At 31.3% G+C, this 16,386-nt stretch carries 20 protein-coding genes; 13 read left to right on the forward strand and 7 right to left on the reverse strand.

All coding sequences use genetic code 11. The features are described from left to right. The first annotated feature begins 74 nt into the window (after nt 1-74). From HN587_02960 to HN587_02970, 3 genes are all read left to right on the forward strand, one after another. Complete coding sequence (locus HN587_02960) at nt 75-545, forward strand: ferritin family protein (protein ID MBT7902796.1); 471 nt, start codon at nt 75-77, stop codon at nt 543-545. Between the two features lie 86 nt (nt 546-631). Next, nucleotides 632-1,036 (forward strand): hypothetical protein, encoded by a 405-nt coding sequence (locus HN587_02965; protein ID MBT7902797.1) that lies wholly within the window; start codon nt 632-634, stop codon nt 1,034-1,036. 80 nt (nt 1,037-1,116) lie between these two features. After that, complete coding sequence (locus HN587_02970; protein ID MBT7902798.1) at nt 1,117-1,617, forward strand: hypothetical protein; 501 nt, start codon at nt 1,117-1,119, stop codon at nt 1,615-1,617. Between the two features lie 90 nt (nt 1,618-1,707). Here the strand turns inward: HN587_02970 and HN587_02975 are convergent, their stop codons facing one another. Beyond that, nucleotides 1,708-2,472: a hypothetical protein gene (locus HN587_02975; protein ID MBT7902799.1), complete on the reverse strand. Its 765-nt coding sequence runs from the start codon at nt 2,470-2,472 to the stop codon at nt 1,708-1,710. A 220-nt stretch (nt 2,473-2,692) separates the two neighbouring features. Here HN587_02975 and trxA point away from each other — a divergent pair, with 220 nt between their 5' ends. Together trxA and HN587_02985 are read left to right on the forward strand one after the other, a co-directional pair. Further along, complete coding sequence (trxA, locus tag HN587_02980) at nt 2,693-3,010, forward strand: thioredoxin (GenBank protein ID MBT7902800.1); 318 nt, start codon at nt 2,693-2,695, stop codon at nt 3,008-3,010. 19 nt (nt 3,011-3,029) lie between these two features. Continuing rightward, a complete protein-coding gene (locus HN587_02985) occupies nt 3,030-3,377 on the forward strand; it encodes a MarR family transcriptional regulator (GenBank protein MBT7902801.1) in 348 nt (115 codons plus the stop codon). A 90-nt stretch (nt 3,378-3,467) separates the two neighbouring features. Here the strand turns inward: HN587_02985 and HN587_02990 are convergent, their stop codons facing one another. Then, a complete protein-coding gene (locus tag HN587_02990) occupies nt 3,468-4,106 on the reverse strand; it encodes a methyltransferase (protein ID MBT7902802.1) in 639 nt (212 codons plus the stop codon). A gap of 107 nt (nt 4,107-4,213) precedes the next feature. Continuing rightward, nucleotides 4,214-4,777 carry a hypothetical protein gene (locus HN587_02995; GenBank protein MBT7902803.1) on the reverse strand — a complete coding sequence of 188 codons (564 nt, stop codon included), beginning with the start codon at nt 4,775-4,777 and terminating at the stop codon, nt 4,214-4,216. A 603-nt stretch (nt 4,778-5,380) separates the two neighbouring features. Between HN587_02995 and HN587_03000 the strand changes: the two genes are divergently transcribed. After that, a complete protein-coding gene (locus HN587_03000; protein ID MBT7902804.1) occupies nt 5,381-7,321 on the forward strand; it encodes an AAA family ATPase in 1,941 nt (646 codons plus the stop codon). 5 nt (nt 7,322-7,326) lie between these two features. Next, the gene (locus HN587_03005) at nt 7,327-7,845 is read left to right on the forward strand and encodes a hypothetical protein (protein MBT7902805.1); all 519 of its coding nucleotides are present in this window, start codon (nt 7,327-7,329) and stop codon (nt 7,843-7,845) included. Nucleotides 7,846-7,903: 58 nt separating this feature from the next. Here HN587_03005 and HN587_03010 read toward each other — a convergent pair whose 3' ends face one another. Then, the gene (locus HN587_03010; GenBank protein MBT7902806.1) at nt 7,904-9,037 is read right to left on the reverse strand and encodes an ArgE/DapE family deacylase; all 1,134 of its coding nucleotides are present in this window, start codon (nt 9,035-9,037) and stop codon (nt 7,904-7,906) included. Nucleotides 9,038-9,915: 878 nt separating this feature from the next. On the opposite strand from HN587_03010, the gene HN587_03015 reads away from it, so the two are divergent. Beyond that, on the forward strand, nt 9,916-10,479 hold the full coding sequence (locus HN587_03015; protein MBT7902807.1) for a hypothetical protein: 564 nt from the start codon (nt 9,916-9,918) through the stop codon (nt 10,477-10,479). A 98-nt stretch (nt 10,480-10,577) separates the two neighbouring features. Then, complete coding sequence (locus tag HN587_03020; protein MBT7902808.1) at nt 10,578-11,018, forward strand: hypothetical protein; 441 nt, start codon at nt 10,578-10,580, stop codon at nt 11,016-11,018. A 14-nt stretch (nt 11,019-11,032) separates the two neighbouring features. Here HN587_03020 and HN587_03025 read toward each other — a convergent pair whose 3' ends face one another. Genes HN587_03025 through HN587_03035 form a run of 3 tightly spaced genes read right to left on the reverse strand, consistent with a single transcriptional unit; the run spans nt 11,033 to nt 12,861 of the window. After that, nucleotides 11,033-11,467 (reverse strand): NUDIX hydrolase, encoded by a 435-nt coding sequence (locus HN587_03025; protein ID MBT7902809.1) that lies wholly within the window; start codon nt 11,465-11,467, stop codon nt 11,033-11,035. Next, on the reverse strand, nt 11,460-11,813 hold the full coding sequence (locus tag HN587_03030; protein ID MBT7902810.1) for a hypothetical protein: 354 nt from the start codon (nt 11,811-11,813) through the stop codon (nt 11,460-11,462). Before HN587_03030 ends, HN587_03025 begins: the two co-directional genes overlap by 8 nt. 1 nt (nt 11,814) lies before the next feature. Beyond that, a complete protein-coding gene (locus HN587_03035) occupies nt 11,815-12,861 on the reverse strand; it encodes a ribose-phosphate diphosphokinase (GenBank protein MBT7902811.1) in 1,047 nt (348 codons plus the stop codon). A gap of 189 nt (nt 12,862-13,050) precedes the next feature. On the opposite strand from HN587_03035, the gene HN587_03040 reads away from it, so the two are divergent. The 4 genes from HN587_03040 to HN587_03055 all read left to right on the forward strand — a co-directional run bounded on the left by HN587_03040 (nt 13,051) and on the right by HN587_03055 (nt 16,375). Beyond that, nucleotides 13,051-13,713 (forward strand): NUDIX hydrolase, encoded by a 663-nt coding sequence (locus tag HN587_03040; protein MBT7902812.1) that lies wholly within the window; start codon nt 13,051-13,053, stop codon nt 13,711-13,713. 55 nt (nt 13,714-13,768) lie between these two features. After that, nucleotides 13,769-14,800 carry a hypothetical protein gene (locus HN587_03045; protein MBT7902813.1) on the forward strand — a complete coding sequence of 344 codons (1,032 nt, stop codon included), beginning with the start codon at nt 13,769-13,771 and terminating at the stop codon, nt 14,798-14,800. Nucleotides 14,801-14,915: 115 nt separating this feature from the next. Continuing rightward, nucleotides 14,916-16,184, forward strand: a complete 1,269-nt coding sequence (asnS, locus tag HN587_03050) for an asparagine--tRNA ligase (GenBank protein ID MBT7902814.1) — start codon at nt 14,916-14,918, stop codon at nt 16,182-16,184. A gap of 2 nt (nt 16,185-16,186) precedes the next feature. Next, on the forward strand, nt 16,187-16,375 hold the full coding sequence (locus HN587_03055) for a hypothetical protein (GenBank protein MBT7902815.1): 189 nt from the start codon (nt 16,187-16,189) through the stop codon (nt 16,373-16,375). Nucleotides 16,376-16,386: the final 11 nt, after the last annotated feature.

Consider the following 16,386-nt stretch of genomic DNA (forward strand, 5'->3'; position numbering starts at 1 on the left):
CAGTATATAAACTAACTTGTAAAATTTACGAAAATACCAAAGAAATTAAATAAGAGATAACGTTCAGCATCATCATGGATGAATTTATGCGAGTCATATTTGAAAATGCAATTGTTAGAGAAACTGCTGCACACCATAAATATCTCCAATTAGCAAAATTTGCAAAAAGCAATATACTTAAAAAAATTTTTGAAACTCTTGCAGCAGAAGAACTCACCCATAAAGAACTATTTAGTAAAATGGACTTAACAGTTTTAAAAATAGTATCTAAAACCAATTTAACAACACTCAACTTGCTTAATGAATATGAAGACAAATTAGACATAACCGATATGCAAGACATAAAAAATGCAATTGATCTTGCAATCAAAGAAGAAGAGCAAGCATATCAAGATTATAGCACACTAATAAAATATCTCGATTTTGGTCCAGGCAGAGAATCATTACAAGAAATTGCAAAACAAGAACTTGCACACAAACATATTTTACAAAAAACAAAACAAAAACTTGAAAATAATTGGAAAAATTCGTTTGATATTTCTTAAGTTACCATAAAATATAGGTTTTTAATTCTATTTATGCATAAGTTAAGTTGGTTAGATATAAATTAATTTAATGTTACTTATTATTTATGACTGACAAAAATAAAAAATTAATAGATATATCACAAGAAGACAAACAGTTTCTAAAAAAATTAATTCCTACAACAGCATTCATCGCAGGACTTTGTTGTTTTACTCCAGTCGTATTAGTATTGTTTGGTTTAAGCAGCGTTGCATTTGCAGCGTCACTTTCAGATACACTTTATGGAACTTACAAATGGGTATTTCGAAGTGTCGCACTAGCATTACTCCTCTCAGGTCTTGCGTGGTATTTTTACAAAAAAGAAAATGTGTGCAGTTTAGATTCATTAAAACGTAAAAAAAGACGAATAATTAATGTTGTTATTATTGCCTTAATTACTGGAATTATCACATACATTTTATGGCTATACTTAGTTGTCGAATTAATTGGAATTGGCCTAAACATCTGGTAAGAATATTGCACACGCATGACAATTTTTCATAACTAATCTTAGTGGAAAGCTTTATAAATTAAACTCCATCTCGCAGAAATATGGAAGGGCCAACAAATAAAAAAAATTGTCAAATGTGTGGAGGCTGTTGTAAATATATAACAGTACAATTACATGAACCAACGTCAAAAAGTGATTGGGACGGATTCTTTTGGTATTTACATCACGAAAATGTATATCTATATGTAGATGATGAATCTGATTGGTTTGTTGAATTTAAAACAAAATGCAAGCAGCTAGATTCTGAGAATAAATGCTCAATTAGAGATCATCGACCAATGGTATGTCGCGATCACGAATCAGATGAATGTGAAAATAATAATTCAGACTCACCATACAAATTACTATTTAGTACTGCTGATCAATTGAAAGCATATTTGATTAAAGAAGGAATCGACTTTGAATTTAACAAATTAAAAAAAATCTCTAATTGCGAAAGCGAATGCAGTGCAAAATGTATACCTGAAGAATCAAATGAAAAAAAGAGTTCAGATATGGGAGTTTTAAGTCTAAAAACAAAACTCAAACTTAAAGACGTCTGAGACCAAGTAATCAAAACTAGTTTAGTAATAATATTTTATTTTTATTTCTTTAATATAAATTAATTTTAATTTATCACATTAAACAATATGTTAATTAGCGTACTGTGAAAGTATTCTCATAATTGGATGTTTGGCAGTTATAATTTCTTGATCTAGCAATCTCCAATCAATTGGAACTTTAGTCATAACATCCACACCTTTAGATTTTGTTACCACCCTTAATAATTCTAAACCATCACTATAAACTAAACCTTCTTCACCAAAATACTTATTACCTCGACTATGATCCCCATTAAATAAATCAGTAGAACAAAAAACAGCAAATCCTTCATACCAAAGATTGTGCCTATCAGATCTTTTGTAAGATTCTGGATGAATTAAATCCCACACGGCATGAGCTAATTCATGAACTATAATAGGATCAAAAGGCGCAGTCATTATAGGATCAACAAAATTAGAATAAAGTAAATGTCTCATTTTTAGCCCAGTTGGAAAAAAAATATTTCCCCTAGCATAAACTGCTTTAGCACATAAGTGATCTTTAGATAATGCATTCGCACGAATAATTGGAACTGCTAAAAATTTTGAAATATAAAACATAAGATTGAAATTAAATCCTGTAGGCTCGACTTTTTGTTCTACCAACTTATGTTCAAAATTATTCCAATAACTAGATTCCATAAAATTTGCTAAATCATCAAAAAACTTGATTTGAACATTACTTAAATCAACACCAAAATAATCTCCCATTAACGCTTTATTTCTCTCTAGACTTCTATTAAGTCTTGTTTCTAACCTTCTTTGTTCAATTTTAGAAAATGGAATTATTGCATTTATCAAATCATTAAGACTCATAATAACAAATTAAAAAAGAACTCATTTATAACAATAATTGTTATACATCATACTTAATAGTACTTCCATTTTTTATACATTTTTTAAGGTTCTCAAAAGCATTTATATATGACTTCCAGTTTATAGCAGTACTGTGAACAAAAAGTTGTATCAACCCAAATTTTAACTTAAAGGATTGTTACAAACAACACACAATATCCTATTTATGGAGGTAACCAAAATGAGCGTAAAAGAATTAAGCAAAACAAATTTTGATGAATCAGTTAAAGGAGACAAACCAGTAATTGTCGATTTTTGGGCAAGTTGGTGCGGACCTTGCAAAATGATGGGCCCAGTATTTGATGAACTAAGCGAAGAGTATGACAATTTAGAATTTGCAAAAGTTAGTACTGAACTAGAACCAGAACTTGCAGAAAAAAACTCAGTTAGAGGAATTCCTTGTTTAATAGTATTCAAAGACGGAAAAGAAGTAGACCGAATTGTAGGCTATACACCGAAAGATGCGTTAAAAGAAAAAATTAATGCAATCATTAATTAAAAAAACTGGTTAAAATAAAATGATAGACTTTGCATGCAAACAATTCAAACTGGAAGAAGTTATTAAATGTGGACTTGGCTTAAGTAAAGCAGACTACAAATTATTAGAATTTTTGTTACAGCAATACGATGAGTGGTTCACAACTGACGATCTAGCAAAAAGAATGAAACTTAATCTTTCAACAATACAACGAAGCGTGAAAAAGTTAAGTGAAAAGCAAGTAATTAAAAGATCACAAAATAACTTAGATGGTGGCGGATATATGTATGTTTATCAAATTAAAGATAAAGACCAAATAAGAGAATTAATGATGAATATAGTTACTGCATGGGTTAAACGTGTCGATGATGAACTAAAGAAGTGGTAATCGCCAAAAAAATTCTTTTAAATTTTTTTTATTTTAAATTGTTGAACTCACACAATAAAATATTTAATTTTTAAAATAAGATATTATTAATTATTTTTTTACGAGTCTCCAACAGCCAACTTTAATTCTTTCAATTCTTTTTTTATGAAAAGATTGAGTTGCTTTAAGAGGAAAATCAAATATCCAATGATTTGAACTTCTAAAATTATTATCTTTTGAAACTGCAGACACAAATGACGCTGTTGATTCTTTATGAAAACTATAAATCACATTTGTAATCTTAAATGCCTTTTCTAAAAAAGATTTATCTGCATGAGTATTTCGAGTACCAAATGGAGGATTTTGAATAACTACATCCACGTTTTCTTGAAAATTTAAAATATCTTGATTAAGAAAAACAAATTCGCCCATTTTTGATTCTATTTCAAACTCTTCAAATAAATTCGCAAGATTTTCTTTAGCAATATTTAATGCAGCTAAATCAAGTTCAATAAAAAAAACTTTTTTAGCACCTAACAATAATGCACCAATACCAAGAATTCCCGTACCACAACCAAAATCTGCAATTGTTTTATTTTCGATATCCTGGTTCATAAATGAGTTCCATAAAACTTCTGCTGCAATTTCTGAATCAGTAGGATATTGTTCTAATTTAACATTAGGATTTGAAAATAATTTAAGCTTGGATAAAATAATTGCAAGACTTGATTTTGAATTAACTAAAGCCATAATAATTTAGAATCAGCAAAGATTAATAAGTTTTTCTAGATAAAAATTGATTATGCTACTTAGCACTTAAAAATTTAATTACTGTACTGATTAACACCGCACAATATTTAATCGCAACTACTCCTACAATAATCACAGATAGATCTAGAATCAGTTGGAGGAATAATCACCCTCATTCCTCTTTGAAATGCAGGAGTTGAATTTCTAATATAACCCAAAATAACATCATCAATTTGAGCCCCATCAAAAAATCTAGCACCATATCCCTTTGCCCGCGCAGCAGTTTCAAATAAAGCTCTATGCGCAATAGGTAATAGATGAACATATGATTCTTTTTTTTCTGATTTATCATCAAGAGGATTTTCAAAATAATCAGGAATCCTAAACTCTAAATTAAATAATACATCGCTAGTGCCATAAGTTTTTCTAAACCTAAATTCAGGTCTTGACTGAACAATCCCAAAATTAAATCGTTCTTGACTACCATTACACATCAAGACCATCCCCCTATAACCATCAACACTAGTTTTTTGAGCTGCCAATGCTTCATTTAACTTATCCTTAATTTTACCCATCACAGAATATTTAACAAGGGTATCAAATCTACCAACCAATAAACAAACAGAATCCATTAGTACAACATCTAGTTGTTTACTATCCTCGCCCTTCATAAAAACTTATACTCAATAAAAGTATATAAAACTATTCATACAAATAAACCTGTGAAAAAGTAAAAAAATAAATTAAAAATAGAAACATTAAATCAAACGCAAACAGACATAGTTAAAAACAAAAAAAAATTAATGGTTAAAATTAACCACCCACTAAAGAAAAAATAAATGCTCTTTTTCTCAATGTGTCAAAAAATCCTGCAAGAAGTATTAAGAACGCAATACTCATCATCAGAAAGTAATTACAACTAATTAGCAAGCTAAAACACACAAAAATAGCCAAAAATTAAACTGAACTTGACAAACATAAAAATATCAAAAACCTGCTTTAAGTAGAATAATTTCAAAAAAAAAAGCATAAAACAAAAAAAATTACTAAAATAACAGAGAATCACGTAAAATCACCAAATAACATTATTATATCGCACTCACCATACTAATAAACAGGAAAAGGGGAATAAATAATCTGATCTTTATTGATTATTTTAAACAAACATGCTGTGTTGAGAAAAAAAAGAGAATACTAGCAAAAGCTCTGTACTAATTATTGAATCACACTAGCGAAAGCTAGATTGAAACGGGCAAAAATATAGGTGGGGAACCATGACTGACAATAACCAAAATTTAGAACAAATAGCCAATGAAGGCGCGGCAAGCGTTCACGTAAGAGAACCGAAAAAACCAAAAAACGATGCAGAAATTGAATGGGACGATCCAGTATCAATCAAAACGTATTTAGATAAATTTGTGTACGGACAAGAAGCTGCAAAACGAGCACTTTCAGTTGCGTTTTCTGATTATATGTCACTAGGCAAACAATCACACTCACTTCTTATTGGCCCATCAGGATCAGGTAAAACCTATATGATCTCAGTTCTATGTGACGCCGCAGGAATACCATTTGCAAAAAAAAGTTTAGCAAGACTAAGTTCTGAAGGTTACAAAGGAGAAAACTTAAGTGGAATTGTTGAAGCACTAAAAGATGCCCGAAAAGGTATTTTATTCTTTGATGAATTCGACAAAGTAGCAGTTGCACAAAACTCACACTGGGGAGATAGTTTTCCTAAAAAATTACAAGAAGAATTATTATCATATTTTACTGGAGAAATTGTTCATGGAGTAGATACATCAAGATTTTTAATAGTTGCAGCAGGAGCGTTTCATGGAGGATTTGGAAAAACTTCATTATACCAAGTAATTCAAAAAAGACTTGGAGGAAGTCAAGCACAAGTAAAACCAGAAACATTGCTTGAACAATTAGTTGATCAAGACTTAATGGAATATGGCCTTATGCCTGAACTTGTTGGAAGACTGGCAAATAAAGCACCACTTGTTGAGATAGATTCTGAAGGATTATATGAAATTCTTTCAAACAAAGAAAGTTCACCTGCAAAGGAAGCTTCCGAATACTTCCAAGAAATGGGAATTACACTATTATTTGAAGACTCAGCACTACAAGAAATTGCAAAACTTGCAAAAACAGGTGTTGGTGTAAGAGGACTTCATAGCGTAGTAAATCAATTAGTAAATGAATATTCATTTGATCGAAAAAAACTTATCGGAACAACAATAACAATTGATAAAGCAAAAGTAGTAGATAAATTTGAGAAAGAAATTCAATTCGAAGAACCAGACGAAATAGAAATTGACTGGATGAATCCTGAATCAATTATCAATTATTTAGATAATTATGTTGTTGGACAAACAGAAGGAAAACAAGAACTAGCAAAAGCGTTTCACTTATACCACTTAAAATTACAAACTGGAAATCCACTTTTGCCAAAATCTAACGTATTAATACTTGGTCCATCAGGATCAGGAAAAACATACATGATCGAACTACTAGCAAAAAAAGCACAATTACCAATGGCAAAAACAAATGCAGCAGGAAAAGTATCTGCAGCATACTCAGGAGATAGATTTGTCGACGTATTTGATCAATTTAGTGAAAGTCAAACAACGGGAATTGTATATGTTGATGAAGTAGATAAAGTACTATTGAATCCAGGAAATCCAGTCAACAGTGAACTTACCGGTTGTCTTGAAAATGGAGAAGTTGGAGGACGCCACACAGGAGGATATTTATTCATACTCTCAGGAGCATTCCAACCATTATATGATTATAAAAGAAGACTACTAGCTCAACAAACTGAAGACGGAGTTGTTATTCCTGCAGGTTATGAAGGAATTGAAATTACTCGAGATGACTTACAAGAAGTTGGAATATCCCCCGAAATACTTGGAAGAGTACCAATCCTTGCAAAAACAGAAGCACTAAGCATTGATGATCTCGCAACAATCCTAACTAAAAAAGGATCCGTTCTTGAAGAGTATGGACAATACTTTGAATCAATGGGAAAAAGTTTAGAAATGGAAGATGGCGCACTAAGAGTAATGGCAGAACATGCATATGGACTTCGAGGTGCAAGAGGACTAAAAGATGTTGCTAACAGATTATTTGGAAGCTACATAATGGGAATTGCGCAAAATTCCGAAGAAGTAATACGAGTTACAGAAGACGAAGCTCGACGTGTTTTAGGGTGATTAAAATGAATGATAGACTTACCGAACTACTGACAAGTTCAAAACCTGCAAATTCTAATGCAGTAAAATCTGGAAAAGAAAACAATCTAAGAGATAATACTCAAGGAGAAAATCCAACTAGTTCGAAAAATACAACGCTAGAAATAACTCTAGAAGACGCAATTTTCAAACTAAGTAAATTACCTGCAAGTACTCAAGTTTATGTCGAATATAAAAAATCAATAGTCAAACATGAACCAACATATGCATCACCACAAGAAGTAATAAAAGTACTTGAAAAAGATTTTGGTAAATGTATTTATTTTGATAAAGAAGATTATGCAAATAGAATTACTTATGAAACATCCAGATTACCAACAAATGACTGCGAAGTTATAAAACATGAAATGTATTTTGAACATGCAGAACTTGATGCAATATTTGGTGGGGAAAAAATTCTTGGACACCCATTTAGAACATTACGTATAAAGTATGAAACTCAAAATAGGCTCATAGATTATTTAAACGCACCAATGCGCAGTTAATTGACATGATCAAAAAAAAGAAATCAAGAAAAAAATTATTTCATTATTTTATAAATTTTTAATATTCTTCTACAAGCTTAACGTAATCCTTATGAACTTTAACTAGTTTATTTAAATCAACATATTCATTAGGACAATGCGCAAGTTTTTCATCACCCGCACCATAAATTATAAAATCACATTTTAAAAATCTAGAGTCAGTAGAATAACTCACACCTTGTGCTTTTCTTTTTAGAATTTTTTCAACCTTTTTAATTGTAGCAACAGATGATTGCGCAGCTTTTCCTGTTTCTAAAACTTTTATTTTGTAAGTCCAACTAAGTTTAGACTTAGAATGACTCGATTTAATTTTATTAATAATTGATTTAACTTCTGCAAGAATATTTTTTGAGGTAATTTCTGGAATATGTCTTATGTCAATTCCAAATTTACAATAGTCAGCAACTTTGTTAAGTGCATCACCTCCCGAAATAATTCCAAAATTAACAGTTAATGGAGGTGAGAGATATCTGTTTGGTTTTGAATTTAATTTTAGTTTTGATAATTCTCCAATCAATCTTGAAGCCACCTGAATTGAGTTAGTTCCTAAGTGAGGTGTTGATGCGTGAGCAGACTTTCCAAAAATCTCAATTTCTGCTTGAATAACTCCTTTATGAGATACAATTAATTTTTGATTTGTAGGCTCCCCCACAATCACTAAATCTTGATTGAATAATTGAGAATGATTTTTTAGAAGCATTTCCGCACCAAGTTTTCCACCAGTTTCTTCATCAGCACAAAAAGCAAAACTTAACGTTGCATTAATACTTGCATATTTTTTTTGATTTTTCATAATTTCTTTTATTAAAACCATATGACTTGCGGCAGCACACTTCATATCACCAGAACCTAGACCATACAATTTATTATTTTTTATTACTGGTTTTAAAAATTTAGTAGTCCATCCACGAGAACCAGGAACTGTATCCACATGAGTCATAAACATAATTTTTCGTTTTCCAGATCCTAATTTGATACTATTAATTAGATTAAGACGATTTGCTTTTCCAATAATCTTACTTCTAATTTTTAATTTTTTAAATTCTTTATCCAAATAAGAAATTATTGCTTTTTCATTTCCAGGAGGATTTTGAGAATCAATACTTATGAGCTTTGAAAGTTCATTTGCTAATTGGGTTTTTAAGTCTGCCATTTTAATTTAACAGATGTGAATTTCATATAAAAACGTTTCTATATTAAATAAATAAGATTTTCGAGAATTTAAGTTAAAATATAAATTTAAAGACCACATCAGAATTTGAAATAAATCTAAATTGAAAAATAAAACTAAAAGAACGTTAATTAATCATTCAAAATAGTAGTAATAGCTAGTAATTATAAAATAAGGATAATAATGATTAAAAAAAATAATGCTAAAACTATTTTAACTACTAAATCGTCTTTTCTATTATCTCTAGTTCTTAGTTCTTGAGCCATCATTACATCAATCATTTTTATTCCTCTAATACTTAACAGGTAACTTGAATGAATTAAAAAGGTTAGCATTCATAGTATCCCCATAGTAGTAATAAAATTTCAATTAGTACGGGAAATACGAAAATACAAAGAATAGGCTGATTCTCCAGTAAAAAATACTAACACCCAACTAAAAAAAAGAATGCTAACTTTTTGGTTGAACAAATGCAAAAAGATAGTAACGGAAATAATCAAAAACCAATTAAAACAATATTTTAAAAAATAAATAATTGCAATTTTAAATTTAATTTTAAAAAATTTTCTCGACGAGATATGATGCACCATAAATGCTTCCACTCGAAAATAGTTAACAGAAGTTTTGGTAGTTGCGGAAGTAACGGAAATGAGGGAAAAAACGGAACATTTAAATATGATTTTGAGATACTGAGTGTAGTTGTAAAAAACAACAGTTTTAGAACGACAAAATCTTGCGAATCTGAAACTTGCCAAAGACAACAAAACAAACATGCACAAAATACCGCTCAAGAGATATAAGATGAAAACTACAAAAATATATAAACGACAAAAATTCAAATCTCCATGGGGGTCATAGACATGTTTGGTAAGAGAGGAAACTCTAAAGATAATATAAAATTAGCTACAGACTTAGTTAATATACAAACCAATCTAAAACACTCATTCTCAAAAATAAAAGAAGAATTTGACGACCACATACAATCAATAAATGACAATACTTCAGAACTTACAGTCCTGGAGGGTAATGTCTGTGAAGTAGACAAACGCCTCACTAAACTTGAGGAAAAAATGGATAACATACACATGATATTAAAGACCCTCCTATCCCAATCACACCTTAACATCGAATTAAACCAAGATGAACAAAAATTATTTTTACTATTATATACTTCAGATGAAGCAATGAATAGAAAAGAAATTTCAACAAAAATCTCACTTGAAGAAGAAACAGTAAGTGAATTGATTTTATCAATGACAGATAAAGGAATCCCACTACACAGAATTAACACAACTCACGAAACACATTTTAAACTGGATGAAGAATTTAGACTTGCACAAGCAAGAGAGAAAATTATTAAAATTTGTCCAGAAGTAAATCAACAATACCAAAATAAATTATTATTCTCATTCTTTAACGAATAAATTAAAATAGATTTTTAATGCGATGTCAAATAGTTATTACCAAATATATTAATTTCACCACCGCAATTTTTTTAAATTAAAAATATGCAATAAATGACATGACATTATACACACCCGAAACAATTACACTCAGACACTTAGATGGAAGAATAGCAAACGTTGTTGCAGGAGATCATTATGTACCCGCAATATTTGTTGAAGTAGAACGAGTTTCCCTACAACCCGATCAAGTCGAAATTCATTCAATACCCTCACTTAAACCCGCACGAGATAAATCAGCATTTACTGATGCAGTATTAACATTAGAAAAAGCAGGTTATGGTTGGCACAGAGTTATGCTTTACACAGATAAATTTGCAGGAGCACCTCAAGAATTATTTAATAGCAACACAAAACATGGAACAGGAACTCCTCTCAAAGAACAAGAACGATATGCAAGAGAAGCATACAGGCAATTAAAATTACTATTACAACAAGGAACGTTTAAACTTCACATAACACATAATGGAGCACCCAGTTTAGAAGAAATAGTTGAATAAAAAAATAAAAAAAATCATAAATTATTTTTCGATTTGTAATCACTTAAAATTTGGTGATGATCAAATGCAAATGATTCTTTGTAATTATCCAAATCTTTTAATTTAATTCTCACAATACTTTTTGCATCAGACCCAGCCTCAGGAATCCCATAAGTTTTACAAACATAAACAGTCGATCTATACTTCCCCCTAGGATCTCTTCCAGGTGTTGAATAAACACCAAATTTTTTCATCGATTTTACACCAAGATTTGTTTCTTCTCTTAATTCACGAACAACTGCATCATCTAATGATTCTCCAGGATCAACGTGCCCACCAGGAATTGCAATGCCTGATGGATAATCTCTTCTTTGAATTAAAATAATCTCGGAACCATACAATGCAATCGCATCAACAGTTTCAATAAAATTTGATTCACTTTTTTTAGCTAACGATTTATACTCACTCATTTTTACTAACCTCCCCATACAAAATAGTTTTTGTTTTGTGCAAGTTTCCATCCAATCTAACATCTTCAATTTTCGTTTCAAAAGCAACGACTTTACCTGTCAAATTTTTTGGAATTTGCGAAACTACATCACCAACAAACGGATTAAAAAATCCATAATAAACAAAAGAATGATTTGTCTCAATGATCTTCAAAACTTCAAGATCCCCCGCACACTCGATAGGACGAGGATCAAAAACAAAAGACGTGTTTTTGAAATCCAAGTTTTTCACAAAATAAAGTTTCCCCTCCCCTCCAAGTTCAAGTTTTCCATTTTCCCCCTGAACAAATCTAAGTAGTGCTTCCATTTTATTTTTCACCCCCAGAATAAAATAGAGAACTCACGCTACCACCAGGTTTTGAACTCTCATAAACTGCCCTAGAAAGTAATTTGTCAATTGGCAACACAGTCAACCAAGATGCGTTTTTTTCTAAGTACTCATTTGATCTTGGAATGGTTCCCGCAACAACAACTTCCAAACCCGACTCAGCAAACTTTTGTTCTGTTGATTTTTGCGCGCCCTCTTTTGCACTGAACAAACCATGACTAACACAAGCATAAACATTACGCGCACCTTTTTCTTTTGCAACATTTGCTGCTGCAACAATTGAACCCCCCGTATCAATCATGTCGTCATAAATAACAATGTCCTTGCCACTTATGTCCCCACCTATGAAATTCATAACTTCACATTGATTTGCACCAGTTCTTCTTTTGTCAATAATGTATACTGGAACTGACTCATCAAGAGATTTCGCAAATCTTCTTGCACGAACAACACCGCCATGATCAGGTGAGACTACCACCAAGTTTTCGTAATCACTTTGAAATTTTTCTTTGAAATATTCTGCGTGAACCAAAGAACCATACAAGTTGTCAACTGGAATTTGATAAAATCCCTGTGCTTGATCTGAGTGAAGATCCATCGTTAACACTCGCTCAACTTTAGGATTTGCCTGAATTAAATCCGCAACAAGTCTTGCCGAGATTGGTACGTGAGGTTCATCTTTTCTGTCTTGTCTTAAGTAAGACATATAAGGTAAAACCAATGTGATCGAATCCGCAGAACTTCTTGAAATTGCATCAGCAGTTAACAATAGTTCAACCAAACTAGAGTTAGGGTCAGGATGATACATCGAATGAAATAAGTAAACATCCTTATGTCTTGTCGCCCCAGGAAGTTTTGGTTTCATTTCTTTGTTTGCGAAAACTGTGCAATCGACTTTTGAATAATTAAAGTTGCCTTGATCTTTAAGTTGATCAAATACGTTTTTTGCAAGATCACCCATTTCTCTTCCCGCAACAATTTCAATTGAGTTCCCATTTTGTGCCATTTCATTTTTTGTTTGTTTCATTTTCCCACCTTCAGACCTTTACGTTCTTTTTACGTTAAGCCTAAATCTGGCTAAGCATAACTACTATTTAAGCTTTATGTCTTTTCTACGTTAAGTTAGCGTTTTTAATACGCAACATTTATAAATAGAAGAAATATTGATGAATTAAATAACAAAAATCGAGTCAAAACTAACAAAAAATATCTGAAAATGACAAAAATATCAAAAACCACTCAAAACTCAATCGAAGAATTAGATTATGAAAAATCATTTATAGCAGCAGATCCAGTAATATTTACTATTTCTCAAAAAAAACTCAAAATACTTCTACATAAAAGAGAAAAAGATCCATTCAAACATAAATTAGAATTACCAGGAGGACTAGTATTATCCCAAGAAAATGCAGAAGACACAATCAAACGAAAATTAACAGAGTTAATTGGAAAAGAAGACATATATTTCATACAATTTAAAACATTTAGCAACCCAAACAGAGATCCTCGTCGCAGAGTTATATCAATAGGATTTATCGCACTAATTAATTCCGAACAAATAAATATTAGTTCCGAACACTGGCATGACTTTAATGAATTAAATGACCTTGCATTCGATCACAAAATAATAATTAAATGTGCAACCGAATTTTTGAAAAAAAATCTTGACGAAGTAGTTGCAAAACAATTCTTACCACAATATTTCCCACTCAATAACTTACAAGAAGTCTATGAATTAATAGAAGGAAAAGATTATGATAATAGAAATTTTCGAAAAAAAATGATTAGTTCGGGCATCGTAGTTGAAACCGAGAAAAAACAAGAGAATTGCTCACACAGACCCAGTAAGTTGTACACATTCAGTGACGATAATTCTTAAAGATAAATATGAGGGGAAATTAATAAATACCCCTTACTATTAACTCATTCTTAAAATGAAAGAGATAGGATTAGAACAACTAACAGTGGAATTAGTACCTGCATTTACTGGCGCAGATGAACAATCTGCAAGAAGCTATTTTGATGCGAAGTTAAGATTATTACCCTTAATTAGAGATAGAGTTATGCTCCCTTTTCAAGACTTACTAAAAGCACACACTGAGTGGAATGATAGTCATGTCCCTACTGAAAAACAAACAGATCCAATTACGCTTGGAGATATAACATTTGTTGTAACTAGTGAACCAAAAACTAAAAGACCACCCTATAAAACAGTAATTGAAGAATTAGAAAATTACTTAACATTCTTAAAACAAGAATCAGATAATGAAAACAGACCTAAAGGAATTAGGACTCTTGGAAAAACTGAACGTAGAAAATATATCGAATTTGGATTAGTTATTGCAAAACTAGAAGAATTAACTACAAAAGTTCAAACTCCTGGAGTTACACAAGGAATAAAACATAACTACGAAGAAGAATGGAAAAGTCCAATAATAGTCCCAGTTTCATATGGAGTTGCATTAACAGAACACGATGCACTAACATATGTGCGAGCACAATCTCTTGATAAAATTTTACGAGCAGACGTAGTAGTTCCATTTGAAACTGCACTTAAAAATGCAACCACATATACTAAAACTAATTTACCTCCCGAAACAGAAGCAAGATGGTCTCAAGTTGCAAGTCACAGATTTAGAGTAGTTTCAAAACCTGAAGATACAGTGAAATATGCAGAAATAATAAAACAATTAATGCATTACAAAGAATTTAAGAAAAAAGATCCTGAAAGAGGAGAACTAATAATGATTCGAGATGGCGTTGAATTACCCGAAGATGTACGAGCAGAATATGATTTAAGAAATAGAGATGGAAAACAATATATCGGAATTGATGCATTATTAACTAGACTTGCAGCAATAAAAGCAGAACACACAAATCCCAGCTTAAATCAGAGCATATCCCATTATCCAATGGTCATACCCCAATCAGTAACTGATAAAGACTTTATTGATGCCAATTTCTAAATTTTTTTATTTTTAAACTATCATTTCTTTTTTATTAAAATTTATAAACAAAAGCTGTTTCTCAAGAAGTAAAATGGAACAAAATAATCAACAATTCAAATCAATACAGGAAGCTATGGAACAAGGAAGCGGCAAAGTAGCAATACGCGGATGGGTTCATCGCGAAAGAAAAAGCTCAAAACTCAAATTCATAGTTCTTAGAGATTCAAGCAACATAATCCAATGCGTAATCGAAAAAGAAATTATTGGAGAAGAAAAATTTCTTACTGTAAAAAAAACCCAAGTAGAAACAAGTATGAAAATTTATGGCGAAATCAAAAAAGAAGAACGAGCGCCAACAGGATATGAACTTCACGTATCAGATTTTGAAATTGTTGGAGAGTGCGATACATTCCCAATATCCCGAGATCAATCAATCGAATTTCTTGCAGACAATAGACATCTTTGGTTAAGATCTCGAAAAATGACTGCAATTATGAAAATAAGAAGTACTTACATCCAAGCACGCGAAGAATTTTTCAAAAATAAAAAATTTTGGAGATTTGATGCACCAATACTTCAACCAAGTCAATGTGAAGGCGGCTCAACATTATTTGAAGTTAAGTTTTACAAAGAAAAAACATTCCTATCACAAACATGGCAATTATTTGCAGAAGCAGGAATATTCTCCCTTGAAAAAATATACAATATGGGACCTACATTCAGAGCAGAAAAATCAAAAACATCAAGACACTTGTCAGAATTTTGGATGGCAGAAACAGAAGTTGCATGGGCAAACTTACAGGACATTTCAGAACTTGCGAAAGAAGAATTAAAATATTGTTTAAAACAAGTTTTAGCTGAAAGGCAAGAAGAACTAAAAATACTCGAACGAGATGTTGGAAAATTAAATATTGCATCCAATAAAGAATGGCCAACAATAAAATATCGCGAAGCATTAAAAATACTAAAAGAGAAATCTGAAATGGAAGTTTCATTTGGAAAAGATCTTAGAACAATTGAAGAAGAAAAAATAATGGAACATTTTGATACTCCAGTTGTAGTTACTCATTATCCTAAAGAAGTGATGGCATTTTACAAACCAAAAGATCCAGACTTTCCTGATGAAGCATTATGTTTTGATATGCTAGCACCAGAAGGTTATGGAGAAATTGTTGGTGGAAGTCAACGAGATACAGACATGGAAGAAATCAAAAAAGCACTTGAACGCGACGGCGAAGATTTAGAAAATTATAAATTTTATTTAGACCTGCGAAAATATGGTTCAGTCCCACATTCAGGATATGGAGTTGGAATTGAAAGAGTGATTACTTGGATCTGCGGACTCGATAATGTAAAAGATGCAATTGCATTCCCTAGAACAATGACTAGATGGACACCATAAAAATGGAATGTAAACAATCAGAAAACATAAAGGATTGTAAATGCACTTATTCTTGCTCTAGACGAGGAAAGTGTTGTGAGTGCGTAAGAAACCATAGAAAAATGGGTGAACTGCCAGGTTGTTTTTTCTCAAAAGATGCTGAAAAAAGTTACGATAGAAGTATTGAGAAATTTATATTAAATAAACAATAAATCAATTAAAA

Source organism: Candidatus Woesearchaeota archaeon (assembly GCA_018675335.1).
Taxonomy (GTDB): domain Archaea; phylum Nanobdellota; class Nanobdellia; order Woesearchaeales; family UBA11576; genus JABJCP01.

Bases quoted from the DNA above. Each gene is read 5' to 3' on its own strand.
- HN587_02960 (MBT7902796.1), top strand. From the start codon at position 75: ATGGATGAATTTATGCGAGTCATATTTGAAAATGCAATTGTTAGAGAA.
- HN587_02965 (MBT7902797.1), top strand. From the start codon at position 632: ATGACTGACAAAAATAAAAAATTAATAGATATATCACAAGAAGACAAA.
- HN587_02970 (MBT7902798.1), top strand. From the start codon at position 1,117: ATGGAAGGGCCAACAAATAAAAAAAATTGTCAAATGTGTGGAGGCTGT.
- HN587_02975 (MBT7902799.1), bottom strand. From the start codon at position 2,472: ATGAGTCTTAATGATTTGATAAATGCAATAATTCCATTTTCTAAAATT.
- trxA (MBT7902800.1), top strand. From the start codon at position 2,693: ATGAGCGTAAAAGAATTAAGCAAAACAAATTTTGATGAATCAGTTAAA.
- HN587_02985 (MBT7902801.1), top strand. From the start codon at position 3,030: ATGATAGACTTTGCATGCAAACAATTCAAACTGGAAGAAGTTATTAAA.
- HN587_02990 (MBT7902802.1), bottom strand. From the start codon at position 4,106: ATGGCTTTAGTTAATTCAAAATCAAGTCTTGCAATTATTTTATCCAAG.
- HN587_02995 (MBT7902803.1), bottom strand. From the start codon at position 4,777: ATGAAGGGCGAGGATAGTAAACAACTAGATGTTGTACTAATGGATTCT.
- HN587_03000 (MBT7902804.1), top strand. From the start codon at position 5,381: ATGACTGACAATAACCAAAATTTAGAACAAATAGCCAATGAAGGCGCG.
- HN587_03005 (MBT7902805.1), top strand. From the start codon at position 7,327: ATGAATGATAGACTTACCGAACTACTGACAAGTTCAAAACCTGCAAAT.
- HN587_03010 (MBT7902806.1), bottom strand. From the start codon at position 9,037: ATGGCAGACTTAAAAACCCAATTAGCAAATGAACTTTCAAAGCTCATA.
- HN587_03015 (MBT7902807.1), top strand. From the start codon at position 9,916: ATGTTTGGTAAGAGAGGAAACTCTAAAGATAATATAAAATTAGCTACA.
- HN587_03020 (MBT7902808.1), top strand. From the start codon at position 10,578: ATGACATTATACACACCCGAAACAATTACACTCAGACACTTAGATGGA.
- HN587_03025 (MBT7902809.1), bottom strand. From the start codon at position 11,467: ATGAGTGAGTATAAATCGTTAGCTAAAAAAAGTGAATCAAATTTTATT.
- HN587_03030 (MBT7902810.1), bottom strand. From the start codon at position 11,813: ATGGAAGCACTACTTAGATTTGTTCAGGGGGAAAATGGAAAACTTGAA.
- HN587_03035 (MBT7902811.1), bottom strand. From the start codon at position 12,861: ATGAAACAAACAAAAAATGAAATGGCACAAAATGGGAACTCAATTGAA.
- HN587_03040 (MBT7902812.1), top strand. From the start codon at position 13,051: ATGACAAAAATATCAAAAACCACTCAAAACTCAATCGAAGAATTAGAT.
- HN587_03045 (MBT7902813.1), top strand. From the start codon at position 13,769: ATGAAAGAGATAGGATTAGAACAACTAACAGTGGAATTAGTACCTGCA.
- asnS (MBT7902814.1), top strand. From the start codon at position 14,916: ATGGAACAAGGAAGCGGCAAAGTAGCAATACGCGGATGGGTTCATCGC.
- HN587_03055 (MBT7902815.1), top strand. From the start codon at position 16,187: ATGGAATGTAAACAATCAGAAAACATAAAGGATTGTAAATGCACTTAT.